Origin of the sequence: Maribacter luteus (assembly GCF_009674825.1) — a bacterium.
Lineage (GTDB): Bacteria > Bacteroidota > Bacteroidia > Flavobacteriales > Flavobacteriaceae > Maribacter_A > Maribacter_A luteus.
Genome location: NZ_WKJH01000005.1, coordinates 335,029 through 361,194 on the forward strand (window position 1 = coordinate 335,029; position 26,166 = coordinate 361,194).

The window sequence follows — 26,166 nt, forward strand, 5'->3', positions numbered from 1 at the left end:
CCCCGGTTTTCTAATTATTGGCTTGCCACAAATTGTTTTGCGGATCAACGTCGGCCATTAGTTGTGAAGGATCTATCATTATGGCCGTTATATCCTCTATAGGCTTGTCTACAGAAAAATCAAAAGTCGGATATGCCCAGGGCCAATCCGGCAAAGTGGTTCGTTGAATATCCCCGTAAGGGTTTTCCTTTTCCCCACGCATCATACGAAGGGGTGCGTAAAAAGTTTCACGGGTACCATCTGAATATACTACCAGAATATCCAAAGGCATTGGCATAAGCCCTATTCTTTCCAAAGTTATTTTTGTTTTGGAACCTTCATTTATTACATCTTTTACACCGTAATCGATGGTATTTGTAGTCTGTGTCCAATCAGTCAGGTACCAATCCAGTTCCATTCCGGATACTTTCTCTGCCGTTCTTTTGAAATCGTTGGGAGTAGGATGTTCGAATTTAAAATCGTCATAATATTTATGCAGGGTCTCCATTAATTTATCCTGCCCAATGATATAACCTAATTGTGCAAGGAAAACAGCACCTTTACTATAGGCCGATACCCCATAAGCAAAATTATTGTCATAACGATCGGCATGGGTGGTCTGGGGCTGCTCTTTACCTGATAGCGCTAACCTTCGGTACCCATTGTAGGTATTTTCAAAAGGATTCTCTTTGTTTTGCTCCATGATCTTGTTCATACAGAGCGTAGAGATAAAGGTGGTAAAACCTTCATCCATCCACTCATGTTTGGATTCATTGGTGGCCAAAACATGTTGAAACCAAGAGTGGGCCATTTCGTGGGTCATTACCCCCACCAAACTACCGAATTTACGGCCGCCTGTGATAAGGGTACTCATGGCATACTCCATTCCCCCATCACCCCCGTGGATCACTGAATATTGCTCATAAGGGTATTTACCGATATTGTCACTGTAGAATTTCATGGCTTCAGCGGTTTTAGGCTGAAGTTTTTTCCAGTTATCACGGATTTCAGGATCGTTTTTATATAGAAAATGGAGTAGGGGGCCGTTTTCTACCTGTAAGGTGTCATGAACATATTTTGGGTCTGCAGCCCACATAAAGTCATGAACCATTGGAGCCTTAAAGTGCCAGGTAAGGGTCTTACCCTTTACTTTTTTCACTTTTGTTCCAGGAGCCTCATAACCATGCCCTATTTCTTGCGCATTTTGGAGGTAGCCGGTGCCACCGACAACATAACCCTTGTCTATGGTCAGTTCAACGTCGAAATCTCCCCAAACCCCATGAAATTCCCTGGCAATATAAGGATCGGCATGCCATCCTTCAAAATCATACTCGGCCAGTTTAGGGTACCATTGGCTCATGGATAAAGCAACTCCCTCTTCGTTATTTCGCCCAGAACGGCGGATCTGTAAAGGAACCTGTCCGTTAAAGGTCATTTCAAAAGTGGTTTTTCCACCAGAGGGAATAGGTTTGGCCAATTCAACGACCAAAACAGTACCTTCTTCATTAAACGCAACTTTTTGTCCTTCCTGTAATAGGGAGGAAACATGTAAAAATCCAATTTCATCGGGTTTTAAAGCAGCTATCCTACTTTTTCCTTCCTCCATCATTCTGCCATCGGGATCTTCGATATTCTGTAAGCGAATATCCATTTCACTACCTGGCTGAAAAGCATTGAAATATAAATGATAGTATACACGTGACAATTCTTCGGGAGAATTGTTCGTATAAACCAATTTCTGCGTGCCCTCATATTGATAGTTTTTAACATCCATATCGACCTTCATGGTGTAATCGACATGTTGTTGCCAATATGGTGTGTTGTTTTGCGCTTGCCCCAATGCCCCTAAGGCCATAAGAACTATAAGAAGTACTGTTTTTTTTAACTGCATATTCAAATCAAGTGTTTAGTTTTATTTACCACGGGCTATTTGTTGGGCCATGATCAATGCGTTGTAGGCATTTACCATTTTACCTGATTTGCTGATTTTATCCATAGTATTGGTTTTGGAAGAATCCCCCCCTAAAACAACAGTTGTCTCAGTGCTAAGGCCAGACTCCAAAATGATTTTCTTTATTTGGGAAGCACTTAGACTAGGGTATTGCGACCAAACCAAAGCGGCAACGCCTGCCACTGCAGGTGAGGCCATGGATGTACCAGGCATAAATTCATATTCATTATGAGGTATAGTGGAATAAATATCAGTTCCCGGAGCAAAGATATCAACGTTCACTTTTCCATAATTCGAATAAGAGGCTACCATCTCAGAACCATATTTAGGATCTAATGCCCCAACAGTAATTACGTTATCAGCAATTTCCGGACCATTGTTTATTTGGTCATTTGGGAAATTGGGATTGTTCGGGTCATCTAGGTCCTTTCCATCGTTACCGGCGGCATGAACGATCAATACATCTTTTGAAGCGGCATATTTAATGGCATCATAAACCCACTCTGCATTTGGGGAATAAGACTTACCGAAGCTACAATTAATGATTTTTGCGCCGTTATCAACTGCGTAGCGTATACCCAAAGCTATATCCTTGTCATATTCATCACCATTGGGCACGGCACGAATACTCATGATTTCAACATTATTGGCCACCCCATTGGCACCGATACCGTTGTTCCTTTCTGCAGCGATAATACCAGCAACGTGGGTACCGTGACTTTCGTCCTCGACCCTGTTCTGGGGGTTCCCGTTCCCGTATTTGGTATCCATGATATCATAGGGATCGTCACCAACGACTTTTCTTCCGTCAAATTCAGCATTTAAATTATAGTTCAACTGATCGGAGAAATGTTTTATTCCACCTTCCAATTGCTCTAATATTTCAGGAATAGTATCGGCATAAGTCAACATTTGCGTTAAAACGGCAACATTTCTTTGCATTGCTTCATCCTCTGTCTCTATTGCGGCCAAATCTTTTTTGGTATATTCTGATTTCCCTAGATGCTCTTTTACTGCGGAATCCGCACCTTTTACGGTTTGGTATATCTGCTCGTACTGTTGTTTGTTTGCTAGGGCTTCCGGATATTTTTTATCCAATTCGGCTTTGGCCTTTGCCTGTAATTCCGCGTCCCCGATTTTTAAACGAACGATTCTGGCAAATTCCAATTGCTCATCATAAGATTCACCTAAGAGATTATACCCATGAATATCATCTACAAAGCCATTATTGTCATCATCTATGTTATTACCGGGTTTTTCTTTCTTATTGGTCCATAAAACATCATCCAAATCTTCATGTTCAAGATCCATTCCCGAATCTAGGACAGCTACGATAATTTTAGTTCCCTTTTTCTTCCCTATGATTTCACGATATGCTTTATCAACACTCATACCCGGAATGGTATCGGTCAATAAATCTGCATGGCTCCATGATTTTTTTTCACTTTCGGTCAATTCCGAAACTTTCAGTGGCAAGGAATCGATATTCTCCACTGGGGTAGAAATCAAGGTGGTTGCACCGCAACCCATTAAGATACTAGCTGTAAAAAACCCGATCAAAGGTTTGGAAATATTATGTTTCATTGTATAAAAATTGAATTAATGTCTATGTTTAAAGATTAGTATTTACTGTAGATATTTTTCAAAAGTTCCAAAATTAGGTCTTAACCGAACAATTCATCAAAAGTGTGCACTTTATCTAAACGTACACCTCTTTCCGTTTTTTTAAGGGAACAGATTTCATGGTGGGCATCATGCTCCAAGAACAAATGATATTCAGATGAAATGGCATTATCCATGAACACTTTTTTTTCTTCCATGGTCAATAGTGGTCGGGTATCATATCCCATAACGTAGGGAATGGGAATATGCCCGGTCGTTGGCACTAAATCGGCGGCAAAGACAAGGTTTTTGCCTTTATATCGTAAAATAGGAAGCATTTGCTTGTCGGTATGGCCGTCTACGAACAATATGTCAAAACCTAATTCAGAATTTTCAATAAAAGTGCTTTCCCCCCTGTTTATGAATTTCAATTGCCCACTCTCTTGCATGGGGAGTAAGTTTTCTTTTAAGAAAGAGGCCTTCTCCCTAACGTTGGGTTCAATCGCCCATTGCCAATGATCCTTATTGGTCCAAAAGTGTGCATTTTTGAAGGCCGGTTCGTAACCTGTTCGATCTTTGTTCCATTGGATACTTCCTCCACAATGGTCAAAATGAAGGTGTGTCATAAAGACATCGGTAATGTCATTACGATGAAAACCGTGTTTTGCCAATGATTTATCCAAGGAGTGATCTCCCCATTGATGGTAATAGCCGAAAAATTTATCGGATTGCTTATTACCCATGCCCGTATCTATGAGAACCAATCTTTCACCATCCTCGACCAATAAACTGCGAGCGGCAATGTCTATCATATTATTACTATCTGCAGGATTGGTATTGTTCCAGATGGATTTTGGAACAACGCCGAACATAGCTCCACCATCTAATTTAAAGTTACCAGTCTCTATAGGATATAATATCATGTGAGGGAAATCATAAAAAAACTGCAAATTAATAAAAGCGCAGGGTTTATTTATCCTAGCCCCTATTTAATTAATAGTTTTTAACAAATCACACATGTATTTCCTGAATTTGAACCAATTTATAGAATTGTTTTCCGAAATATAATAGGGCCTTAACCTCTTGAACACTCATTAATCTTTCCTTTTTTAGTATAAGGAGAGATGAGCCATTAGATTCAATATGGTAATAAGGATGGCTTTCCAAAAAGAGGATCAATTCGTCTGAAAAGACAGATGTTATCCCCTCAGCGTTCGATCCGCTAAGGAAAAAACGTTTGTTGAAATCAGGATGGTTGGCTATTTCAATATCCTTGAATCCGGCCAGGCCATATTTAAAATCAAGCAAGCCTTCCTTGTCTAATGTAAATACAGGAATATCGAAATCCAAGTTAATGTGCATTGCCGTTGTTTTCACTACTTCCCTTGCGATGAACTCACCTTCGGTGAACTCTACATCGAACAACATATAGCTTTTGTTTTCTTTGGAAAGGGTATTATAGATATAAGGTATTTGCCGTGTTCTGAAAAACACGAAGTCGCATAAAAAACCGGTATCCGTATTTCGCTGGGCGGCATAGGTCAAATTAAAATCATCGGCAGTCGCCTTTAATAGGGATTGCCTTTTCGTGAAATAACGCTCAATGGGTTTAAACTTATCAAATGGAAGTATTTTTCTAATGGCGAATGGATGATGCGAATCGGTTTCATGACGGTCTAAACCGATTATTTCGATATTGCCCCCTTTTTTGGCGAATGTTTCGGAATAATTATCCAGCCCCTCCATAACCGTATGGTCAACAAAATTACAGAGTGAGAAGTCCAATATCACGTCCTCGTTTTCAGGAACCATATCCAATTTCCCTTTGAGCTTGTAAAAGTTGATAAAGGTGCAAAAGTATTTAACGCTCACATAAAAGTTGCCCACGTCCTTTTCTTTGTACAGGAGCACGTTCGGTTTAAGAAAATTAGATAGAAAGAACCCGACATCCTTATTGATTACGGCATGAATGATAAATGTGACAAGAATTCCCGCACTTATTCCGGTAATCAAATTCGTTATTAACGTGGTCATCAGGGTAACGAAGAAAATAATTATCTGCTCCCTACCGATTTTGGCAATTTTCGTAATGGTTTTCGGGGTGGCGAGCTTATAGCCGGTATAAACCAATATTGCGGCCAAGGCCGCAAGGGGAATCTTTCGCAATTGCTCTTGGAACAATAAAATGAATACGACCAAAAACAAAGCATGGAAAAAATTCGAAGATCTATTGGTGGCCCCATTGTTCACGTTTACCGAGCTTCTCGCAATTACCGTAACAACATTCAATCCACCTAGAAATCCGCTTATTGTCGTTGCCAAGCCAAGTGCCTTTAAGTCCTTGTTCACATTAGACCGCCTACTTTGGGGGTCTAGTTTGTCTACCGCTTTTATACTTAACAACGATTCTATACTCGCTATCAATGTAATAGCGATTACGGCTTGTATAAAATTGCCTTGGCTTACTTTTGAAAAATCAGGAAATGCCAGGTTAGAAACTACATTGTCCGGTATGTTGATCAAAAAGGATTCATCTAAGGGGTATGGAATGTTCAAGGCACCCAATAGATAGCTCAACCCCACTGTTAATATGAGGATCCACATCGGGGCCGGTACCAATTGGAAATATTCGTTCCTAATCTTAGAATAAAATATCATGATCAACAGACTAACAAAGCCAATTATCGCTGCTACGGTAGTAGGAAGGTCAAAATTTTGGAAAAGATTGAAGATCCCGGTTGGAATTTGAGCCAATAACCCCAATATACTGCCAGATTCACTATTGTGACCGATCATGATATGAAACTGCTTCGCCAAAATGCCGAGGCCGATTGCCGCTAACATGCCCTCTATCGCGGAAGCAGGGAAAAAGTCTGACATCCTTCCCATTTTTATGAAACCAAGTAGAATCATCAAAATACCTGAAACCACAATCGCAGCCAAGGTGTACAGGTAGCCTTGGTACATATCACCTTCCCCTAGGGTGGTTATTGCCCCCAAGAGCACAATGACCAGACCATTGCCAGGTCCTGTTATGGTTACGTTAGCCCCTCCTAGTATAGAGGCCACTACACCCCCAATAATTGCTGCTATGACTCCGGAAATGGGAGGTGCTTCACTGGCCAATGCCAGTCCTAATCCCAAGGGTAGGGCTATAAGGGAAACCACGAAACCAGAAAAAATATTCTTTGGAAGAGCAGCTATGAAATTCTTTTTATTATCGTTTTTTTTTGGCAATGCTTATCTTCTTATAATTAGTAAGTCGGTTGGTAAATCGGACAAAATATGTTCTAAATCATGGGGGAATATACGATCCAATAGGCCAATTTTGGTCGGCGCGTTCATTACCAAAAGATCGGCTCGGGCCACTTCGGCATAATGACCTATTGAATAGCCTTCCCTGCCGAATATACTTTGGGTTTTTATGTTCACTTTATTGGCCAAGTCACTTGGCAAGTCGGCAATTATTTTTCGTACCCGCGATTCTTCCCGGTGTTTAAGACGTTCTTTCATCAAATTCACTTTTTTTAAAGAACGGTCATCTTGGACCGTGACATGTAACTCTTTTTGTTTTATCTCTTCTACAATAGTTAATTTCTGTGCGCCAAGGGTAAAAGCTACATAGAGGGCATAGGTAATGGCAACGGGAGTATCCGGAGCATCAAGTCCATTTACAACAATATGTTTGCATGGTACCCGAACGGCAGATGGTTTTATCAACAATAGCACCGAACAATTTACCTTTCTTGTTAGTTTTCGGGCTATGGACCCAACATAATATTGGAACATATTCTCATGCTGTAATGCACCTAGAATCAATAAATCTATATGTTGTTTGTTACAGGTATCCAAAATCACATTATAGGGTTTCCCTTCTTGCCATGTAATTTCTATGGGCAAATCGTTATACTTTGTCTCTGCGATTATCCCGTTTATTATGTCTTGTTTTCCATCGGTTTTTTCCCCAACATGCAACAAGATCAATTTAGCATTGAAAAAAGTGGCAATACGGGTTGTTTCCAATACGTTCACCTTAAGGGAAGGGGAAAAGGCAAATCCGAATAAAATGGTCTTGAAAGGATGTATTTGGGTTGGCATATATATGCTTTGATGGGCCAAGATAAGATAATATTAATAAAGCAAAATCCAGATAGTATAATTGTACATTAGGTAAGAAAAGGGTATTTTTCATTAAAATTAGATTCATGATTGAATTAGCAGGTATCGTAATACTGGGAATCATCGCACAATGGGTGGCTTGGCGGCTAAAATTACCGGCCATTTTGCCCCTAATTTTGATAGGATTGTTGGTTGGACCCGTATCTACACTTTTTACCTTGGATGGCAGTAAATTGATTGAACCCATATGGAACGGTAAAAAAGGGTTGTTTCCAGGGGAAGGGCTTTATTATTTCGTTTCTTTGGCCATTAGTATTATTTTGTTTGAAGGGGGATTGACCCTTAAGCGTTCCGAGGTAAGTAACGTGGGACCCGTTATTACCAAATTGATTACCGTAGGTTCCGTGGTTACTTTTTTTGGTGCAGGTTTGGCGGCCCATTATATTTTTGGGATTACATGGCAAATGTCCTTTCTATTCTCTTCTTTGATCATAGTTACGGGGCCAACCGTAATAACGCCGATTTTAAGGAACATACCCTTAAAGAAAGATGTTTCCGCTGTTTTAAAATGGGAGGGTATACTTATTGATCCCATTGGTGCCTTGGTCGCCGTATTGGTGTTTGAGTTTATCAGTGTAGGTGAAGGCGAAGCCTATACCATGACCGCCCTTGTTGAGTTTGGTAAGATTTTACTCTTTGGTTTCACCTTCGGATTTACTTTTGCACACGGATTGGCCTTTGCCATTAAGAAAAGCCTGATTCCCCATTATTTGCTCAACGTGGTATCCTTATCGGTGGTTTTGTTGGTTTTTGTTGAGTCGGATATTTTTGCTCATGAATCCGGATTACTGGCCGTTGTGGTCATGGGTATGGTTTTGGGTAATATGAACTTACCGAACATTAAAGAACTCTTATATTTTAAAGAATCTTTGAGCGTACTTTTGATTTCGATCCTTTTTATATTGCTGTCTGCGAATATCAATATGTCCGACTTAGAGTTGATCTATAACTGGAATACCGCAATCCTGTTCCTAATCGTCGTGTTTTTGATTCGACCTTTAGGGGTTTTCTTGAGTGCATCGGGTTCTAATTTAAAATTCAATGAAAAACTGTTCATTGGTTGGGTAGGGCCACGGGGTATAGTTGCCGCGGGTATCGCTTCGCTTTTTGGATCTAAACTGATGTTACGTGGTGAGGTCGATGCAGAATATATTACACCATTGGTATTCATGATCGTATTGGGTACGGTCTTGCTCAATGCAACTACGGCACGTTTATTCTCAAGGGCAGTAGGTGTGTTTCTAACAAAATCAGAAGGTATCGTTATCATTGGTGCCTCTAAGGTTTCCCGTTTAATTGGGCATTATTTAAAAAAGAACGGAAGGCATGTAGTGCTTATAGACAATAACGAAACGAACATCAATAAGGCCAAAAAAATAGGTCTTGAAGCTTTTACCGCGAATATCTACTCGGACTCCCTTACCGATAATATTGAATTGAACGATGTCGGGTTTCTTATGGCATTAACCGGGAATTCGGACATCAATAAATTTGCCATAAAAAAATTCGAAAAACAGTTTGGTGAAAATGGTTCATTTCGTCTGGTAGATACCGATGAAATGGGCGATCCGGACAATAACCCAAAAGAAGGCCTATTTTCACATACCGATGATTTCATCAAGTTAATGGAAGCTGCAAGAAGGTACCCGGCCATTCATGAGATTCCCATTAATGGTCAGGAACACTATCTAAACCTGATTGAGATTACCAAGGCAGATAAGGATATTATCCCCATTTTTTTAAAGACTTCTGATGGAGATCTTAAGATTATTTCTTCGCACAGTGATCAACTCAAAGATGTTAAAAAGGGTAGTCGATTGGTGTATTTAGGCAAAATGTTCGACATAGATGATGCCGCACTTAAGGCCCAAGTGGATCAAAAGTAGTTTAATGTTAGACAGAAAGGTTACAGGGTAAATTTCTTATAGCTTGAATAGAACCACTATACGTTATCCAGAATTGGATTACCCGTTAAAGGGTTCCGTTTTCCAAATGGTAACTGTAATATCCTCAAGCTCTATATTATAATTCTTACCGGCTATCATATTGAAAAAATGAATCGAAGATTCTCTCTTTATCTTATCGGCCAGCATTGAATTATCAATGTCCCCGCTCTCTTGCCTCCACATGAATACTGAATTTTCCTCTACTTGGATAAGGCGATGTTTAGCGGTGAACTGTGCAATATAAAGTGTCATTAATGGAGGAAATTTAGCACAAATATAAAGTAGATTTATGGATTTACCACACGTATATAGTACTTGTAGGCGTATTTATTTTCATTTTAAAGTAGGTGCGAAGACCGTTATATTGATGTATAAGGTATTCATCTGGGTTTTAATGTACAAGGGTCTAATGTGTAAAGGAAATTTGCAATTCACCTATTCTTTGATTTAAACTATCTACACAACAATTTTGGGCTTAAACCGTGTCATGAAAGAATATTCTTGCATCTTTTTACGTTAGCTTTTCAATTTTAATAACTAAACCAAAATTCTTAGTATGAAAAAACTATTTCTATTCCTTGTTGTAGCGGGAACTTTATCTATGACCAGTTGTTCAAAAGATGACGATGATTCATCAAACGCAATCGTTGGTACTTGGGTAATGGAGTCCAGTTTTACCATTAATGACTATACAAGCACGAGTCGTGATGTATGGGTTTTTAACAGTGATGAAACTGGGACCTATACAGAATCTGAAGATTCGCAACAAATTTTTGAAAGTACTTTTACTTGGGCCAAAGATGGTGATTCTTACAATGTTGTCTATGATGATGTGGAAATGTCGGCAGATTCATTTACGATAGGAAATCTCTTGGGGACCGATACCTTAGAGGATGAAGAAGGATATACCGTTGCAATTCGTGAGTAACCTATAACCTTACAAACGTTCAAATAAAAAAAGTCCACTGAATATTTTCAGTGGACTTTTTTTTAATCGTTCAATTTAAGAACGGCCATAAAAGCTTGCTGAGGTATTTCTACGTTACCTACTTGGCGCATTCTTTTCTTACCTTTTTTCTGTTTTTCCAATAGCTTCCGTTTACGGGAAATATCACCCCCATAACATTTGGCGGTAACATCTTTTCGGAGCGCCTTTATGGTTTCCCTGGATATGATCTTGGATCCAATAGCTGCCTGGATAGGAATGTCGAATTGCTGTCTTGGGATGAGTTCCCGTAATTTTTCACACATTTTCTTACCAATATTGGTGGCATTATCAGCGTGGATAAGGGCGGACAATGCATCAACAGGTTGTGCGTTCAAAAGAATATCCACACGTACCAATTTCGATGTACGCATACCAATAGGGGCGTAGTCAAAAGAGGCATAACCTTTGGAAACTGTTTTTAACCGATCATAGAAATCGAAAACGATTTCCGCCAAGGGCATATCAAAATTGAGTTCTACACGTTCAGTGGTCAAATAGGTCTGGTTCGTAATTACCCCTCTTTTTTCAATACATAAGGACATTACGTTACCAACAAAATCTGCTTTGGTGATTATGGTAGCTTTTATATAGGGTTCCTCAACGCGATCAATGGTCGATGGATCGGGAAGATCCGACGGGTTGTTCACGATCAAGGGAACTTCAGGATCTTTTCTGGTAAAGGCATGGTAACTAACGTTTGGTACGGTGGTGATCACGGTCATATCGAATTCCCGTTCTAACCGTTCCTGGATAATCTCCATATGGAGCATTCCCAAGAAACCACAACGGAACCCAAAACCTAGTGCCGCACTACTTTCTGGGGCAAATACCAAAGAAGCATCATTCAATTGCAATTTTTCCATTGAGGACCTTAGCTCTTCAAAATCCTCCGTATCCACTGGGTAAATTCCAGCAAAAACCATGGGTTTCACATCTTCAAAACCTTCAATTGGGTTTTTTGTAGGGTTGGCAGCATCGGTGATCGTATCACCAACTTTTACTTCCCTAGCATCCTTTATTCCCGTAATCAGATAACCTACATCACCGGTCTTGATCACTTGTTTGGGGTGCTGTGTCAACTTTAAAGTACCTACTTCATCAGCATAGTAATCTTTATCGGTTGCTACGAATTTTATTTTTTGTCCTTTTTTTATTTCGCCATTAATGACCCTAAAATAGGTCTCTACACCTCTGAACGGATTGTATACCGAGTCGAATACCAACGCTTGTAAAGGCTCATCGGCAACACCTGTTGGTGCGGGAACACGCTCAATAATGGCCGCAAGGATCTCTTCTATGCCGATACCGGTCTTGGCACTTGCCGGAATAACCTCATCGGCATCACAACCCAATAGATCTACAATATCATCGGTTACTTCCTCGGGGTTGGCACTTGGTAAATCAACCTTATTGAGTACAGGGATGATTTCAAGATCATTTTCCAAGGCAAGGTATAGGTTACTTATGGTTTGTGCCTGGATGCTTTGAGCTGCATCTACGACCAATAGTGCCCCTTCACAAGCGGCAATGGAACGGGATACCTCATATGAGAAATCTACGTGTCCGGGAGTATCGATCAGGTTAAGAATATATTCCTCACCTTTATAAATGTAATCCATTTGAATGGCATGGCTTTTTATGGTGATACCACGCTCACGTTCAAGATCCATACTATCGAGAAGTTGTTCCTTTTTTTCACGTTCTGTCACAGAACCTGTAAAATCAAGCAAACGATCGGCCAAGGTACTTTTACCGTGGTCAATATGGGCGATAATGCAAAAGTTTCTAATTTTCTTCAACTACTCTTCAGATTAAATGTCAATTATCAAGGGCCTTAAACCTTAATAAGAAGACCTATTTCTATTAAAAATGCAAATATAATGTAAAATAAACCGTGGTTGATTTGAGGTTTTCATATATAGCTCTACTTTTTATGATAATTTCGTTGAAACGTACATAATTTTGTAGGATAATTCAGTTAATAATTGTTAAATTCACGGGCCAATCAATCTTTACGTGAACTATCGAGAACTTTTCCTGGTCTTCCTATGTGCAATAAGTACTTCTTTTATGGTACAAGCCCAGGAATTTTCAATTTCCGGTCATGTAAAAAGTAATGAAGGGGAACCGGTTTGGTTGGCTAATGTGTTATTGTTAAGTCCTAAGGATACCGTTTTGATCAATGGGTCCTCTTCCGATGAAAAAGGGGGGTTCAAAATCACCCACATACCGCCAGGAAAGTATTTTCTTAAGGCCAGTTATCTCGAAAACGAATCGGATTATATGATCGTTGATATTGATTCTACTAAGGATGTCGGTACAATAACGATCAGTAATTACGCCCAAATGTTAGATGAAGTTGTTGTGACCACCCAAAAACCTCGAATCGAGCGTAAGGTAGACCGTTTGGTATTCAATATCGGTAACACGGCCTTATCCGATAGTGATGTGTGGGAGGCGCTAAAGCGGGCGCCAGGCGTTGTGGTCATCAATAACCAGCTTTCGGTTAATGGGAATAAGGATATCGGAATCATGATCAATGGTCGAAAAGTGAACCTACCAAAATCAGATGTGATTAATCTACTATCGGGAACATCTGCCAGTAATGTAGAATCAATTGAGGTTATTACTAATCCGCCTTCAAAATATAGCGCAGAGGATGGTATGTTGATTAACATAAAAATGAAAAAGAACCTAATTGCAGGGTACAATGGGGCTATTTTCAATAGATATACCCAAGGGGTTTTTCCGAAACATACGATAGGTACCGACCACTACTTTAAAGGTAATAAAAGCGGATTCTCCATAAACTATAGTTTTAACAAGGAAAAATGGTACACTCAGTATACGGATATTACTAATTATATCGAGGATGGCGAGATCACTTCTACCTGGAATGCCCATGAAGATTATATTCAACACAGAAACCGCCATAATTTCAATGCGTTTTTCGATTATGATTTTGATGATAGAAATTCGTTGACACTTTCTACCTTGAACCAATGGAGTCCTAAAGTGGATAGGGTGTTCGATACCGAAACCAAGATAACTTATGCCGATGGCAGCGATCCATCAAGCTTTATTACGACTAATGATTCTGGGGAAGATCAGATAAATGCATCTTTTTATCTTGACTTTGTACATAAGCTTAAAAAAAAGGGGGCAGAACTTTCGTTGAATACCCATTACACCTATTACGATTATGAAAGAGGGCAAGATTTGAGCACCTATTTTTATGATAATAATCAAAACCTAACTGACCAAGACGATTTTTTCACAAATGCTACCCAGGACATAAATCTATTCAGTGCCCAGATTGATTTTATCACGCCCGTAGGTACGTTTTCAAATTTTGAGTCGGGATTACGTTTTGCAGGTATACATTCGGGAAATGAGATTGATCAATCGGGATTTGATCGCGATCAACCGGGTATCAACGCTACCGAATCGGCTTCGTTTGACTATGATGAAAGTATATTTGCTGGCTATGCAAGTATCGATAACAAATGGGATAAATGGAAATTCAAGGCGGGACTAAGGGGTGAGTATACCAAAACCAGGGCAAATTTGGACGTTCTCAATTCGTTCAACAATGACAATTATTTTAAACTTTTCCCATCGGTTTCATTTCAGTATACCCCTAATAATACACATGATTTCCACTATCATTATTACCGTAGAATTACCCGGCCCCGTTATAATAGCCTAAATCCGTTCCAGGTTTTTCAAAGTTATAATTCGGTAATAGAGGGCAACCCTGATCTTTTACCTTCATCACGGCACTATATGGCGGGCGGATATACCTACAAAAGGGCCTATACGTTCGAGTTATTCTATAAAAACAGGGTCAACAACTACCAACTGTTGGTATTCCAGGATAATGATAATCAGGTTTTACGTTTTATCAGTTCCAATGTAGACCGGGATATCGCTTATGGATTCAATGTAACGGTAAACAAGAATTTTACCAATAACTGGAGTTTCTATTTTATGGCTTCTACCTCATATATGGAAAGCAATTTCACCGATTTGAGTTCGGGACAAAAGGTAAATGAGGGTTTATGGAATACTTATATTCGTTCCAATAGCGGATTTTCTTTTCTATCCGATAAAAGTTTAAAGGCCGATATCAGCATTCTTTATTCCTCTCCGGTAATCCTCGGAAACTCCAGGCAGGAAGATTATTTTAATATGGGCATCGCCCTTCGAAAGACCATATGGGACAAAAAGGCGAGTATATCCTTGGGTCTCGATGACGTATTCAATGAAGCCAACCTTTTCAATACCAGAAAATATTTGGATCAGAACAATACTTCGTATTATAGGCCAGAGAGTAGGTTGTTGGTATTGGGATTCAGATATCGTTTTGGGAACACCAAGATCCGCAGTAACAAAAAATCGAAAAGAGTGGATGAACGTAACCGTATTTGATCTTACCACTCTGCAATGAACAGTTCGGCACCCTACGACTTCCAATGCCCTAAATACCGTTTTATTTAATTTTTTGGCTTCGGAGCCCTTTTCCCTTAGTTTTGCAATCCAAAATTATGTGATGCCAAAAATCGGAGATATTCAATTACCGGATTTCCCACTATTGCTTGCCCCTATGGAGGATGTGAGCGATCCACCCTTTCGTGCCTTGTGCAAAGAACAAGGGGCCGATGTAGTTTACACGGAATTCATTTCTTCTGAAGGACTTATTCGTGATGCCGCAAAAAGCGTGATGAAACTCGATATTTACGAAAAGGAGCGCCCTGTTGGTATCCAGATTTTCGGCGCGAATCTCGATTCTATGTTACAATCTGTCGAGATTGTAGAAAAGTCAAAACCCGATATCATAGATATAAATTTTGGATGTCCCGTAAAGAAAGTAGTTAGCAAAGGTGCCGGCGCCGGAATTTTAAAGGATATCGATTTAATGGTGTCCCTTACCAAGGCCATGGTAGAGCATACCAAGCTCCCCATAACGGTAAAGACGCGATTGGGATGGGACCAAGATTCCATAAAGATCGTTGAGGTTGCCGAACGGCTTCAGGATGTAGGATGTAAGGCCATCTCCATTCATGGGCGAACCCGAGTGCAGATGTACAAGGGCGTTGCCGATTGGCGACCGATTGCCGAGGTAAAGAACAACCAACGCATGCATATTCCCGTTTTTGGCAATGGGGATGTTGATACGCCCGAAGCCGCTATGAAAATGCGCGATGATTTTGGGTTGGATGGTGCTATGATAGGGAGGGCCAGTATTGGCTACCCTTGGTTTTTTAAAGAAGTAAAACATTATTTTGCTACCGGTACCCATTTGGCTCCACCTACCATGCAAGAACGGGTAGAGGCGGCCCGAAGGCATTTACAGATGTCCATAGATTGGAAGGGTGAAAAACTAGGTGTTTTTGAGACCCGTCGCCATTATACCAATTACTTTAAGGGTATTCCCAATTTTAAGGAGTACCGAATGAAAATGGTGACCAGTGATGATGCCGAAGATGTTTTCAAGGCTTTTGATGAGGTCCTTGAAAAGTTCGGGGACCATGATTTTAAGGTCAACTAGATCGAGATCAGTTTTTTGGTAATTCTACTACTTGCGATTTTAGATGCGATAATACCCAGAACAATGATCGTTGCTAAAACGATAACGATATTGATCCATTGGTATTCGACTGGGTAGGCGAGTGTCGGGGTGATCTTTAGCCAACCGAAGGCCAATTGCGACCAGATCAATAGCGATGCCAACAATACACCTATGATCCCTCCTGCGCCTGTAACGATAACCCCTTGTACAAAATATACCCGACGTAGGTCTTTGATGGTAGAGCCCAAGCTGTATAGGGTCTTAGAATTCTGTTGTTTGTCCAATATCATCATGATAATGGCCCCTACCACATTAAAAAGGGCAATGATCAATACCAAGGTAAAAATAAGATAGGTGGCCAGGTTTTCAGTGTTGAGCATACGGTACAGTGAGCTGTTCTGTTCCTCACGATCCTTGATCGTAACCTTGTTTTCGAAAACGGTGGCGATTTGATTCCTTAATTCAGGGGTATCGGCATCGGGGAAAAGTTTAAAGTTGATGCCGGAAACTTGGGTAGTATCTTTTTCCAACAAGGCCTGTACCAATGCCAAATCGGTGAATACGTATTTATTGTCCAGAGTCTCTTCCACCGAATAGACCCCACTTATAATCAATGGCAGTTCATTATACGGTTTGGATTGTGAAATGGAACCCTTTCCGGGTTTGGGTGCGATAACCACCAAAGGATTTCTTGTTTGGTTGATGGTCAATCCTAATTTATTCGTTAACCCTATGCCGGCTACACCTTGTTGTTCGGAAAAAAACCAATTCCCGAAAATAAGTGCACTATCGATTTCGGTTGTGGTGGTATAGCCTTGATCAACCCCTTTTATATAAGCAAAATGGTTTTTGCCCTTATGTGTGAACGAGACCTGTTCTTCCAATTCCTTGGCATAGGAGGCAATACCCTTAATCTGGGCCAATGCTTTTTCCTGTCCTGGGGTAACGCTGAAGAATTTCCCGGTGGTCGGACTTGCCTTAAGGTCAGGGTCGAAGATATTGGTATAGGAAAGGCTAAAGGTTTTTAGACCGGCAAATCCTGAAAGTACGATGAACAAGGATGCCGACCCAATGACAATCACTAAAAAAGTGACAAAATTAATTATGTTTACAGCGTTTTGGCTGCTTTTAGAACGTAGATATCGTTGCGCTATGTAGAACGGAAAATTCAAAATGTATGCCTACGATTTTTTTCTTCGATCTAGGAGATCCCTGTTCTCAATAGGGTTTTCTTCCCCTTTCAATGATTTTTCTATTTTTTCGATATAGTCCAATGAGTCATCCAAGAAGAACAAAAGTTCGGGAACCCTTCTAAGTTGGTGTTTGGTGCGCTGTGCCAATTCGTGTTTTATAAGGGGTTGATTGGATTTTATACCTTCCATCAACTCTTTGGCATCTTTATTCGGGAAAATACTCAGGTATACCTTGGCAATGGAAAGATCCGTGGTCACATTGACCTTGGATACAGAAATCAAAATACCGGTTAGGCCACCATCGATGGCCGCTCGTTGTAAGATTTCAACGATATCCTTTTGAATTACCCCCGCGATCTTTTTTTGTCGTTGTGTTTCCATGGGGCAAAAATACGCAGAATTACGGGTAAAATTGTTTTCCTTGCATTTTTCAATGAAAATGGGGGCACAATATTTTGTGTAGTTGCGGTTATTAACTAAATTTGCCCTCATTTTTAGTACGATTCGGAGTTATTAACCAGATAGCTCCTGAAATACAAGAAAATAGGTCCTATAGCTCAGCTGGTTAGAGCACCTGACTCATAATCAGGGGGTCCATGGTTCGAGCCCATGTGGGACCACTTTTTAAGGAATCCAATCTATTCATTTAGGTTGGATTTTTTTGTTTAAGCCCTATAAAGACTGCACTAGCTGCATTTAGTGCATTTATAACAAAAAGTCAACTTGTCAACTTATGAGTTGAAATTAGGTACCCCATTCGGGATCCTATTTTAATTCTAGGTACCCCACTTTCTGAATTGTATGCCAATTGTTTAACATTAAATCAATTGGTTATGAAACAAAACAATTTATCTGTCCTGTTCTTTTTAAAAAAAGATAAAACCAACAAACAGGGAACTTGTCCAATCTATTGTAGAATTACTTATTTAAAGCGTAGAAAACAATTCTCAACCGGAGAGTTTATCAATCCATTTGAATGGAATGCCAAGAAACAAAAGGCCAGCTCTAAATCTATTGCGAATCAACAGATCAATCTGCAATTGGAGATCATATCAGCCAATATTAAAAAAGCTTATTTACAATTACAATTGTCAAGGGTTGAATTTACTGCTGAAGATATTTTAAATATCTACATTGGAAAACCAACTGTCAAAGAGGTTGGTGTAATTAAATATTTTAATGGATTTTTAGACAAAAAGGAGAAACTCATTGGGATAGATATTCAGCTAGCCACATGGAAGAAATTTAACTATGCCTGTTCCCAAGCACAAGATTTTATAAAATGGAAGTTTGGGAAGAATGACCAACCTTTGAGTAAACTGAAACTCCAGTTCCTACATGATTTTGAATACTATCTTAAAACAGAACGGCAACAATCTCAAGTAACTATTAATAAGTGCATCCAACGCTTCAGAAAACCCATTAAAATTGCTGTTGCCGAAGGATATTTAGAAAAGGACCCATTTGCATTACATATGCCAGGGAAGGTAAAGAAAGAAGTGGTGTTCCTTTCTACAGAGGAATTGGACAAATTAGAAAAACATGTTTTTATACAGCCTAGATTAATATTAGTCAAAGACCTTTTTATTTTTTGTTGTTATACGGGATTGGCATACCATGAAATGTCAAGTTTAAAAAGAGAGCATATTGTTAAGGGCTTCGATGGCAATGAATGGATTCAGATGAAAAGGAAAAAAACGGGTAAACTAATTTCGGTTCCATTACTTCCTAAGGCAAAAAGGATTTTACATAAATACCGGAATACTGGTGATTTTGCACTACCCAAATTCAGTAACCAAAAGATAAATTCCTATCTAAAGGAAATAGGAGGGATTGTAGGCATTAATAATCCTATCAGTCACCATATGGCCAGAAAAACATTTGCCTCCACGGTGCTACTTTATAATGGTGTTTCCATGGAAATTGTTAGTGAGTTATTGGGACATAGTAGTATTAAGATCACACAAGAGTATTATGGAAAGGTAGTTCAGAAGAGGGTTAGTAAGGAGATGAGAAGGGTGTCAAAAAGGACTAAGTAAAATTTATGGTGCAATACTAAATGAACATTAAAGATATCTTTTTAGGTTTAAGTATAAAATCAATTCGGATATTCTATTTTCAAATCGTTGATAATAAATATTTTTAACACTTAGAACTTTTACCTTAACTGTTTTTATTTCAAACTAATTATGAAAAATACACACTTATTATTGAGTCCTGTGCTTATTCTGATTAATTTATTATGTCTGGCATCATGTTCTTCTACAAGCAATAATGATGAAAAAGACGCATTAAATAACCCTAATCAGGTTGACCTTCCCGACTCTAATACAGATAGTGATTCATCAAATGATTACCGTTTTATTAAGAATTTATATTATGAGGACCATAATGGTTCTGTAACTAGGGTCTTTGAATACAAAAATGAATTTTTGGTTAAAGATTTTGATCTTTTCTTAATACAATTGGAATATGGCACTGAGAACAAAATTATAAATCAAAAATATTGTCGCGCAGAAGATATAACGCCAACAAATATCCAAGAGCAGAGCTGTTCCGAATTTATAAGGGCACAATCTTATAATTACTCTAATGGCATGTTATCTTCATTTCTTTCTCAAGAAATAAATGATAATCAAGAGGTTTTCGATAGCCATCAAATTATTTTGAGTTATGATGATATAGGGAATATTACCTCAGAGGTTTATAATATTGATGGATTACAAAACCATTATTATGCTTATAATGATAATGGTAATATTTTAACCCATAGAGTAGAATATTTGCCTGAAAATTCTAGTTATACTCTGACCTATGAATTTGACAACAAATTCAACCCTTTATATCCATTATGGAAGGAATTTGGTTATTACAGAGAACCATGGGATGATGACACAATTTTAACCCCAATGTTTCTAGAGCACAATGTCACAAAGGTCTTTAACAACGGACAGTTAACACTTGAAGTAAAATATACTTATGATGATGATGATTACCCAGTTTTTGCTGCATTTACAAGGTATTTTATTAATGCGGGAACTTCTAGAAATGGTTCTGTAACATATGAGTACTTAAATTAAGATCAAAAAAATTAATTTTTATTTTTTTCAATACCAACTTATCCTTCCTTGGTCGTATTAATTGACAAAACACCCCCCCCTAACTACGATGTGGGGGATGTACCCCCGCCATTGTTCAATTAAAATTATAACCATGGTAACAGTAAAAGATTACAAAAAGAGGGAATCGAAAAAAGGGGATGAATTTTATGTTTTGGTATTGCAAGGTAGTGTTGTGCCCGTTAAAAGTCAATCAACAGGAAGAACCTACCTAACCGCAAAGACATGTACAGTTTCAAGCACTTTTGATGAAGAGACTTGTAAGGGCATTATTGGCATGCAATTTCCTGGGCAAATCGTAAAAGTAGAAACCGATGCTTATGCCTATACCATTCCTGAAACGGGAGAGGTAATTGAATTAAGTCATCGTTGGGAATATCAGGACAATACGGAAGAATCTGCAGCTAAACTCGTTGTAGAGGAATCTGAGGTGTACTAAATTATTATCTCTGTTAAATGAAGGGCCCTACATAGGGCCTTTCATCATTATATACCTAATATATATAGGATTAACCCATTAACATAAAAGCTATGCAACTCGAAAAAGCTAAAAGAGAGCAGATTAAATTGAGAATAGGCATTTCTGGCCCAAGTGGTTTTGGAAAAACTTATTCGGCACTTAAAATGGCCTATGGCATGACCAATGATCATAGTAAAATTGCCATAATCGATACAGAAAACGGTTCAGCCAGTTTATATACCCATCTTGGAACGTATAATACCCTTTTAATGGAAGGACCATTTCCACCTGAGAAATACATTGAGGCAATTGAAATTTGCGAAAAGGCTGGAATGGAGGTAATTATCATTGATAGTATAAGCCACGAATGGAACGGAAGAGGTGGCTGTTTGCAAATTCATGAGAAGCTAGGGGGCAGATTCCAAGATTGGGGTAAGGTAACCCCGAGGCACCAGGCATTTATTGATAAGATTCTTGCATCCCATTGTCATATTATAACCACAGCCAGGAGAAAGGTGGGATATTCCATGGGAATTGGGGCAAATGGTAAAATTAATGTGGTCAAGTATGGAACCAAGGAAATTACAAGGGAAGGATTTGAATATGAACTTACGGTCAATTTTGAACTTATCAATGAGGACCACTTAGTTAAGGTGTCAAAGGACAGGACAGGACTTTTTATAAATAAGCCTGATTTCATTATTAATTCGTCAACCGGTAGAAAGCTGGTATCCTGGGCAAATAATGGAGTAGAAGTAGACCAAACAAATATGCATGAAGGTGTTGTTAAACAAGTAGATGTTATATAGTACTGCCAGGGAGGATGAAAGATATTCTGCATGTGATTTCACTTTTGAATGTGAGTATACTTTTATGCTGAAGGTAATTATTCACATTCAAGAGAGGTTGTCAAATGCCCATGAATTTAGATGAAAAGGCACTTCTTCCATTGAACTTCTAATTAAATATATGGCTAAAACGCTCATGCGATAATGTATGAGCGTCTTTTATTTTGAACTATGGAAAATGATGAAATCGCTGATCTATTCAAGTATTGTTCACCTACTAGTATACTTGTAGTCACTTGGTACGGCAAATTAAAGACCCTCCACTGTCCTTTTACGGTGAAGTCAAACATTGCTGTTGGTAAACTTAAAAAAGACCAATACGCAAAGGTGGATTGGGTCAAAATAGCAACAAATGGTAAAACGGTATTTGGGATTTATGGTGAAGCCTATCAATACCATTATTTTGATATACTAACTCACCTTTAATATTATAATATTTATGGAGTCATGCTGTATTTTCCTCTTTAAAGGAGTTTTGAGACGGTTCCTCCAAAATCAAAGAACCCCTGAAAAAGTGAGTGCTCTTCTTTATTAACTGCATTGTATGCATTATATTCATAAAAGAAAATTTGTGCAGTTAATGTATGTAGTGCAGTTTAATTAAATAATTAATAATGTTCCATAAAATTCAATTTTTCCATTTTTATACAGTCGACAATTATTTGTCCTTACAAAATCATTTTGCCGCAATGGATTACTACAACGAATTTGCAAATAGGAGTTTTAAGACACCAAAAACTGATTTAAAAATCACAGTTCAAGAAATTGACCCTGAATTAGGAATAGACCCTTTACTTTACAGCGAGTTTGAAGTTGAAAAGGATTTTAAACTGGACTATATAATACCAAGTCTAGGTAGTTTGTCTGATAATTATATGGATTTGATAAAGAGTAATTGGAATCGTAAAAACCTATATACGGAAGAAGCAAGAAGAAATTCGGCAAAATCAGCTCTTGAAAACCTACGTAAGGGACTAAAAGACATCAAGAAGGCCAGTTTTTTGGACCAGGATGTAATAAAGTTAATTATTGAGCAACTGGATGAGCTTGAAGATGTAATAAATGACATTATTTTAAATCCTTATACCGATATAAAGGAAAAACTTAGGTTTAATTGGCACCGTGTAGATATTGAATATTTATTTTATTTGTTGAGAGAAAACAAACAAATTGAACATATTGGAGATGCCGATTTAGGTAGAATTATTGATAATTTATTCGAATATAAAGAAACCGACGGCAATTATTATCCGGTTAAAGGTTCCAGAAAACATATTAGTGCCTTTAACACAAACGAAAGAGGCGTATCCCAATCCATCGAAAGATTAAAATCAACTTTTAACCCAGATTTCTTTAATAATTAGAGTTGGGGACAAAAAATTGTCCCCAAAACCTTATCAGAGTGAGAATAGTTTTGAATTGAAAATCCGAGTATACATAATCTCGGAAAATTTTTAATTTAAAACATTTCATTATGAAAAATGAAGAACAGAAGAAGTTTATGACTTTGGAAGAAATGCTGGAAGAACAAAAGAAAAGACCCCCAATTGAGTATTTATGGTCTGGAATTAAGAAAAAATCCTTCGGATTAGTGTTTGGTCCCTCAAAGAGCGGTAAAACGATTTTTTGCGAAAATCTAGCTTTTAAAATAGCTATTGGTGAATCACAGTTTTTAGGTGAAACACTAAATATTAAGAAAGCACAAAATGTCCTATTCATAGGTCTAGAGGAATTTTGGGAAAATCGGATTTCGAGGAATAAGCAACAAATGTTGACTTATGATGCAAGTAAAAGGGATCTTTTAAAGAAGCACTATTTATACCAAAATATTGAGTATAACAGCAAAATAGTAACAGATCATGATTGGAAACAGCTAAACCTGCTTGTTGAGGAAACTAAAGCCAAATTTGTTGTAATAGACAGTATTACCCGATTAAATCATGGTAAATTGGAGGATAGTGATACTGCTGAATCCATTTTACAAAACCTGCGAAAAATTTGCTATGGTAATAGTATAACGCTTATTTGTATTCACCATACTCCTAAAATGTATGGTAAACCCTTGGATATGGATTCTATAAAGGGAAGCTCTGTTTTTGCCCAAGAATCAGATTTTGCAATTGGTATAAATAACACAAAATTTAAAGCACGTTACGTTAAAGAAGTGTTTTTTCGGTACGCAGCGGATGATAGTGAGGAGGTTAGGGAAATAATTATAGATAAGAATACCAATATTCAATTAGTGGGTAAGACCACTGAGAACAAATTATTGAATAAAAACGATAGGAGAAGAGCGTCCAATACTCGTGATGCAATAGTCGAATATTTTGATGCTTCGCCCTGCAAAACCCATAGAACGGCTGATTTAATAATAACACTTACTGATGAGTTAAGTATTGGTGAACGTCAACTAAAAGAATATTTGAAAAGTTTGGTGGCCGAAGAAGAATTGGCAAATCCTAAAAGAGGTTATTATCAATCTGTTAAGTGTTGTAATAATCAAGAAAAGGAGGCCAAAGATGAAGCCTAAAAAAATAATCTACAAAGTCACCTGCACCATCACCAATGAGGTATACGTTGGCGCAACAACCAAAAGCGTTGAAGAACGACAAAAAGACCATGAGCAAAAGGCAGAAAAAGGTACTGGCCATTATTTTCATGAGGCAATTGCCACATTTGGTCCGGAACAGTTTAAATGGGAACAGATTGACACTGCCAATGATGTAAACGAACTTGCCGAAAAGGAAAAGGAATATATTTTACGCTATAACAGTAAAGTAGAAGGCTATAATGGCGATTCTGGTGGGGGAATAAAGAAAAAAGTGTATCAGTATAAGGTTGATGATAAATCGTGTATTAGAACCTTTGATTCCTTAGAAGAAGCAGCGAAAGCTGTTGGAGCCAAAAGAACATCCATAAGTAATGCATGTTTGGGGTATAATAAATCGTGTAAAGGATTTTATTGGAGTTACTCAAAAGCCCAAGATTATAGTTTAATATGCGATAGAAGAAAGAAAAAAGTTATTCAACTCAGCCTCCCTGGCAGTATTATCGCAAGATTTGACTCCGTGGCGGAGGCCAGTAGGGCAGTTGGGCTTTCGAAATCATGTATTGCCCGATGTTGCCGTGGTGAAAGGGAGCAATCTGGAGGATATCGTTGGGCCTATGAAACAACCGAAAGCACCCAAAACAAAACCCTCGATAATGGAAAATTCTAAAATTCAATGGACCAATTATACTTGGAATCCCTGGTACGGGTGTCAAAAAGTAAGTCCAGGTTGCAAATACTGCTATATGTGTCGCGAGAGGGAAGGTGAAAATGCCAAAGATGTAAAACGTAGTAAGACAAAGTTTAATTATCCAATCGGAATAAAAGAACCAAAATTGATTTTTACCTGTTCATGGTCAGATTGGTTCATACCGGAAGCAGACGAATGGAGAGATGAAGCGTGGGGTATCATTAAAAAGACGCCACATCTTACTTATCAAATTTTAACGAAGCGTCCTGAACGGATAAAAGAGAATCTGCCATTTAACTTTGAAAGTTATAAAAATGTATGGATTGGTGTATCTGTTGAGAATCAAGATTATATAAGCAGGCTAGACTATTTACAGGATTTACCATGTGTTACCTTCGCTAGTTTTGAACCCTTAATAGGTCCAATTCACTGGAATGCATCAATGAGTAATTTAGACTGGTGTATAATAGGGGGGGAAAGTGGCAATGATTTTGGAAATTACCGTTATAGGAATATGGAGCTTTCATGGGCAGGGGATTTGGTTTTAAACGCCAAAAAGAACAATTTGCCTTGTTTTGTAAAGCAGCTTGGGACTTCTCAGGCAAAAAATTTAGGATTGGCAGATAGGCATGGAGGCAGCATAACGGAATTTCCTCAGAATTTACAAGTCAGGGAATATCCAGGACTATATGTCCAAAAGTGTAAAAATAGGACTTGCGCAGACCAACAACTAAAACTTGATTTTTAATTCCTAGTAACATCAAAGGGCAGCAGAAATGTTGCCCTTTTCATTTATTTAAATTTTCTATACTATCTTTTGAATAGAAAAATGAATTCCCTTCTTTTTTGAATTCCAATTTACCTGCTTCGCGATGATGCATTAAATCACAACCCTTTATCTTTGCAAAGGATTTTGCTTCTTTGCTCGTTAGCCATTTTTTTTCTGATTTATCTTTAGTCATGGTTTATAAACTTGATGTTAAACAGACCTTTTTGACCTCCTCCCGATAAACTGGACAGAATAAAATTAGAGAAAATAGGGCGAATAAATGTTTAACTTTAAATAGATTATTTGCTTATGAAACGTTCA

At 38.4% G+C, this 26,166-nt stretch carries 23 protein-coding genes and 1 tRNA gene; 14 read left to right on the forward strand and 10 right to left on the reverse strand.

From position 1 onward, the window contains the following. Nucleotides 1-10: 10 nt before the first annotated feature. From GJ691_RS09275 to GJ691_RS09295, 5 genes are all read right to left on the reverse strand, one after another. Nucleotides 11-1,870 carry a M1 family metallopeptidase gene (locus GJ691_RS09275; protein ID WP_154366135.1) on the reverse strand — a complete coding sequence of 620 codons (1,860 nt, stop codon included), beginning with the start codon at nucleotides 1,868-1,870 and terminating at the stop codon, nucleotides 11-13. A gap of 21 nt (nucleotides 1,871-1,891) precedes the next feature. Continuing rightward, nucleotides 1,892-3,514, reverse strand: a complete 1,623-nt coding sequence (locus tag GJ691_RS09280; protein WP_154366137.1) for a S8 family peptidase — start codon at nucleotides 3,512-3,514, stop codon at nucleotides 1,892-1,894. A gap of 80 nt (nucleotides 3,515-3,594) precedes the next feature. Next, entirely contained in the window at nucleotides 3,595-4,455 is an 861-nt protein-coding gene (locus tag GJ691_RS09285; RefSeq protein WP_154366140.1) for an MBL fold metallo-hydrolase, read from the reverse strand. An 88-nt stretch (nucleotides 4,456-4,543) separates the two neighbouring features. Next, the gene (locus GJ691_RS09290) at nucleotides 4,544-6,769 is read right to left on the reverse strand and encodes a SulP family inorganic anion transporter (protein ID WP_154366142.1); all 2,226 of its coding nucleotides are present in this window, start codon (nucleotides 6,767-6,769) and stop codon (nucleotides 4,544-4,546) included. A gap of 3 nt (nucleotides 6,770-6,772) precedes the next feature. After that, complete coding sequence (locus tag GJ691_RS09295; protein WP_154366144.1) at nucleotides 6,773-7,630, reverse strand: universal stress protein; 858 nt, start codon at nucleotides 7,628-7,630, stop codon at nucleotides 6,773-6,775. A gap of 107 nt (nucleotides 7,631-7,737) precedes the next feature. Between GJ691_RS09295 and GJ691_RS09300 the strand changes: the two genes are divergently transcribed. Then, nucleotides 7,738-9,597, forward strand: coding sequence for a cation:proton antiporter (locus GJ691_RS09300; protein WP_154366146.1), 1,860 nt, complete (start codon nucleotides 7,738-7,740; stop codon nucleotides 9,595-9,597). A gap of 78 nt (nucleotides 9,598-9,675) precedes the next feature. On the opposite strand, the gene GJ691_RS09305 is transcribed toward GJ691_RS09300, so the two are convergent. Next, a complete protein-coding gene (locus tag GJ691_RS09305) occupies nucleotides 9,676-9,909 on the reverse strand; it encodes a GTP-binding protein LepA (protein WP_154366148.1) in 234 nt (77 codons plus the stop codon). Between the two features lie 304 nt (nucleotides 9,910-10,213). Between GJ691_RS09305 and GJ691_RS09310 the strand changes: the two genes are divergently transcribed. Next, nucleotides 10,214-10,585, forward strand: coding sequence for a lipocalin family protein (locus GJ691_RS09310; RefSeq protein ID WP_154366150.1), 372 nt, complete (start codon nucleotides 10,214-10,216; stop codon nucleotides 10,583-10,585). 62 nt (nucleotides 10,586-10,647) lie between these two features. Here the strand turns inward: GJ691_RS09310 and lepA are convergent, their stop codons facing one another. Continuing rightward, nucleotides 10,648-12,444 carry a translation elongation factor 4 gene (gene lepA, locus GJ691_RS09315; RefSeq protein WP_154366152.1) on the reverse strand — a complete coding sequence of 599 codons (1,797 nt, stop codon included), beginning with the start codon at nucleotides 12,442-12,444 and terminating at the stop codon, nucleotides 10,648-10,650. Nucleotides 12,445-12,661: 217 nt separating this feature from the next. On the opposite strand from lepA, the gene GJ691_RS09320 reads away from it, so the two are divergent. Then, nucleotides 12,662-15,076 carry a TonB-dependent receptor domain-containing protein gene (locus GJ691_RS09320; RefSeq protein ID WP_154366154.1) on the forward strand — a complete coding sequence of 805 codons (2,415 nt, stop codon included), beginning with the start codon at nucleotides 12,662-12,664 and terminating at the stop codon, nucleotides 15,074-15,076. A 121-nt stretch (nucleotides 15,077-15,197) separates the two neighbouring features. After that, nucleotides 15,198-16,196, forward strand: coding sequence for a tRNA dihydrouridine synthase DusB (gene dusB, locus GJ691_RS09325; RefSeq protein WP_154366156.1), 999 nt, complete (start codon nucleotides 15,198-15,200; stop codon nucleotides 16,194-16,196). On the opposite strand, the gene GJ691_RS09330 is transcribed toward dusB, so the two are convergent. Beyond that, entirely contained in the window at nucleotides 16,193-17,389 is a 1,197-nt protein-coding gene (locus GJ691_RS09330; protein WP_154366158.1) for an ABC transporter permease, read from the reverse strand. The two genes, dusB and GJ691_RS09330, sit on opposite strands and share 4 nt — an antisense overlap. Nucleotides 17,390-17,398: 9 nt before the next feature. After that, nucleotides 17,399-17,791 (reverse strand): 30S ribosome-binding factor RbfA, encoded by a 393-nt coding sequence (rbfA, locus tag GJ691_RS09335; protein WP_154366204.1) that lies wholly within the window; start codon nucleotides 17,789-17,791, stop codon nucleotides 17,399-17,401. 165 nt (nucleotides 17,792-17,956) lie between these two features. Between rbfA and GJ691_RS09340 the strand changes: the two genes are divergently transcribed. The 10 genes from GJ691_RS09340 (at nucleotide 17,957) to GJ691_RS09385 (ending at nucleotide 25,824) form a co-directional block, all read left to right on the forward strand. After that, a tRNA-Ile gene (locus GJ691_RS09340) sits at nucleotides 17,957-18,030 on the forward strand. 213 nt (nucleotides 18,031-18,243) lie between these two features. Then, nucleotides 18,244-19,449, forward strand: coding sequence for a site-specific integrase (locus tag GJ691_RS09345; RefSeq protein WP_154366160.1), 1,206 nt, complete (start codon nucleotides 18,244-18,246; stop codon nucleotides 19,447-19,449). 150 nt (nucleotides 19,450-19,599) lie between these two features. Further along, nucleotides 19,600-20,490, forward strand: coding sequence for a hypothetical protein (locus tag GJ691_RS09350; RefSeq protein ID WP_154366162.1), 891 nt, complete (start codon nucleotides 19,600-19,602; stop codon nucleotides 20,488-20,490). 133 nt (nucleotides 20,491-20,623) lie between these two features. Continuing rightward, the gene (locus tag GJ691_RS09355) at nucleotides 20,624-20,968 is read left to right on the forward strand and encodes a hypothetical protein (protein ID WP_154366164.1); all 345 of its coding nucleotides are present in this window, start codon (nucleotides 20,624-20,626) and stop codon (nucleotides 20,966-20,968) included. Between the two features lie 92 nt (nucleotides 20,969-21,060). Then, a complete protein-coding gene (locus GJ691_RS09360) occupies nucleotides 21,061-21,798 on the forward strand; it encodes an AAA family ATPase (RefSeq protein ID WP_154366166.1) in 738 nt (245 codons plus the stop codon). 210 nt (nucleotides 21,799-22,008) lie between these two features. Beyond that, nucleotides 22,009-22,263, forward strand: a complete 255-nt coding sequence (locus tag GJ691_RS09365) for a hypothetical protein (RefSeq protein WP_154366168.1) — start codon at nucleotides 22,009-22,011, stop codon at nucleotides 22,261-22,263. 188 nt (nucleotides 22,264-22,451) lie between these two features. Next, a complete protein-coding gene (locus GJ691_RS09370) occupies nucleotides 22,452-23,201 on the forward strand; it encodes a hypothetical protein (protein ID WP_154366171.1) in 750 nt (249 codons plus the stop codon). 110 nt (nucleotides 23,202-23,311) lie between these two features. Then, nucleotides 23,312-24,367: an AAA family ATPase gene (locus GJ691_RS09375; RefSeq protein ID WP_154366173.1), complete on the forward strand. Its 1,056-nt coding sequence runs from the start codon at nucleotides 23,312-23,314 to the stop codon at nucleotides 24,365-24,367. After that, on the forward strand, nucleotides 24,357-25,055 hold the full coding sequence (locus tag GJ691_RS09380) for an NUMOD1 domain-containing DNA-binding protein (protein WP_154366175.1): 699 nt from the start codon (nucleotides 24,357-24,359) through the stop codon (nucleotides 25,053-25,055). Before GJ691_RS09375 ends, GJ691_RS09380 begins: the two co-directional genes overlap by 11 nt. Then, complete coding sequence (locus tag GJ691_RS09385) at nucleotides 25,042-25,824, forward strand: DUF5131 family protein (RefSeq protein ID WP_179955073.1); 783 nt, start codon at nucleotides 25,042-25,044, stop codon at nucleotides 25,822-25,824. The genes GJ691_RS09380 and GJ691_RS09385 overlap by 14 nt, the downstream gene beginning before the upstream one ends. Nucleotides 25,825-25,864: 40 nt before the next feature. On the opposite strand, the gene GJ691_RS19515 is transcribed toward GJ691_RS09385, so the two are convergent. Then, complete coding sequence (locus tag GJ691_RS19515; protein ID WP_179955074.1) at nucleotides 25,865-26,038, reverse strand: hypothetical protein; 174 nt, start codon at nucleotides 26,036-26,038, stop codon at nucleotides 25,865-25,867. Between the last annotated feature and the right edge of the window lie 128 nt (nucleotides 26,039-26,166).

What these genes read in the sequence shown, in the direction of transcription:
- GJ691_RS09385 (WP_179955073.1), top strand. Translation starts at nt 25,042, where the DNA reads ATGGAAAATTCTAAAATTCAATGGACCAATTATACTTGGAATCCCTGG.
- GJ691_RS09275 (WP_154366135.1), bottom strand. Translation starts at nt 1,870, where the DNA reads ATGCAGTTAAAAAAAACAGTACTTCTTATAGTTCTTATGGCCTTAGGG.
- dusB (WP_154366156.1), top strand. Translation starts at nt 15,198, where the DNA reads ATGCCAAAAATCGGAGATATTCAATTACCGGATTTCCCACTATTGCTT.
- GJ691_RS09295 (WP_154366144.1), bottom strand. Translation starts at nt 7,630, where the DNA reads ATGCCAACCCAAATACATCCTTTCAAGACCATTTTATTCGGATTTGCC.
- GJ691_RS09310 (WP_154366150.1), top strand. Translation starts at nt 10,214, where the DNA reads ATGAAAAAACTATTTCTATTCCTTGTTGTAGCGGGAACTTTATCTATG.
- GJ691_RS09360 (WP_154366166.1), top strand. Translation starts at nt 21,061, where the DNA reads ATGCAACTCGAAAAAGCTAAAAGAGAGCAGATTAAATTGAGAATAGGC.
- GJ691_RS09285 (WP_154366140.1), bottom strand. Translation starts at nt 4,455, where the DNA reads ATGATATTATATCCTATAGAGACTGGTAACTTTAAATTAGATGGTGGA.
- GJ691_RS19515 (WP_179955074.1), bottom strand. Translation starts at nt 26,038, where the DNA reads ATGACTAAAGATAAATCAGAAAAAAAATGGCTAACGAGCAAAGAAGCA.
- GJ691_RS09380 (WP_154366175.1), top strand. Translation starts at nt 24,357, where the DNA reads ATGAAGCCTAAAAAAATAATCTACAAAGTCACCTGCACCATCACCAAT.
- GJ691_RS09350 (WP_154366162.1), top strand. Translation starts at nt 19,600, where the DNA reads ATGAAAAATACACACTTATTATTGAGTCCTGTGCTTATTCTGATTAAT.
- GJ691_RS09370 (WP_154366171.1), top strand. Translation starts at nt 22,452, where the DNA reads ATGTTCCATAAAATTCAATTTTTCCATTTTTATACAGTCGACAATTAT.
- GJ691_RS09365 (WP_154366168.1), top strand. Translation starts at nt 22,009, where the DNA reads ATGGAAAATGATGAAATCGCTGATCTATTCAAGTATTGTTCACCTACT.
- GJ691_RS09345 (WP_154366160.1), top strand. Translation starts at nt 18,244, where the DNA reads ATGAAACAAAACAATTTATCTGTCCTGTTCTTTTTAAAAAAAGATAAA.
- GJ691_RS09300 (WP_154366146.1), top strand. Translation starts at nt 7,738, where the DNA reads ATGATTGAATTAGCAGGTATCGTAATACTGGGAATCATCGCACAATGG.
- GJ691_RS09355 (WP_154366164.1), top strand. Translation starts at nt 20,624, where the DNA reads ATGGTAACAGTAAAAGATTACAAAAAGAGGGAATCGAAAAAAGGGGAT.
- rbfA (WP_154366204.1), bottom strand. Translation starts at nt 17,791, where the DNA reads ATGGAAACACAACGACAAAAAAAGATCGCGGGGGTAATTCAAAAGGAT.
- GJ691_RS09305 (WP_154366148.1), bottom strand. Translation starts at nt 9,909, where the DNA reads ATGACACTTTATATTGCACAGTTCACCGCTAAACATCGCCTTATCCAA.
- GJ691_RS09280 (WP_154366137.1), bottom strand. Translation starts at nt 3,514, where the DNA reads ATGAAACATAATATTTCCAAACCTTTGATCGGGTTTTTTACAGCTAGT.
- GJ691_RS09375 (WP_154366173.1), top strand. Translation starts at nt 23,312, where the DNA reads ATGAAAAATGAAGAACAGAAGAAGTTTATGACTTTGGAAGAAATGCTG.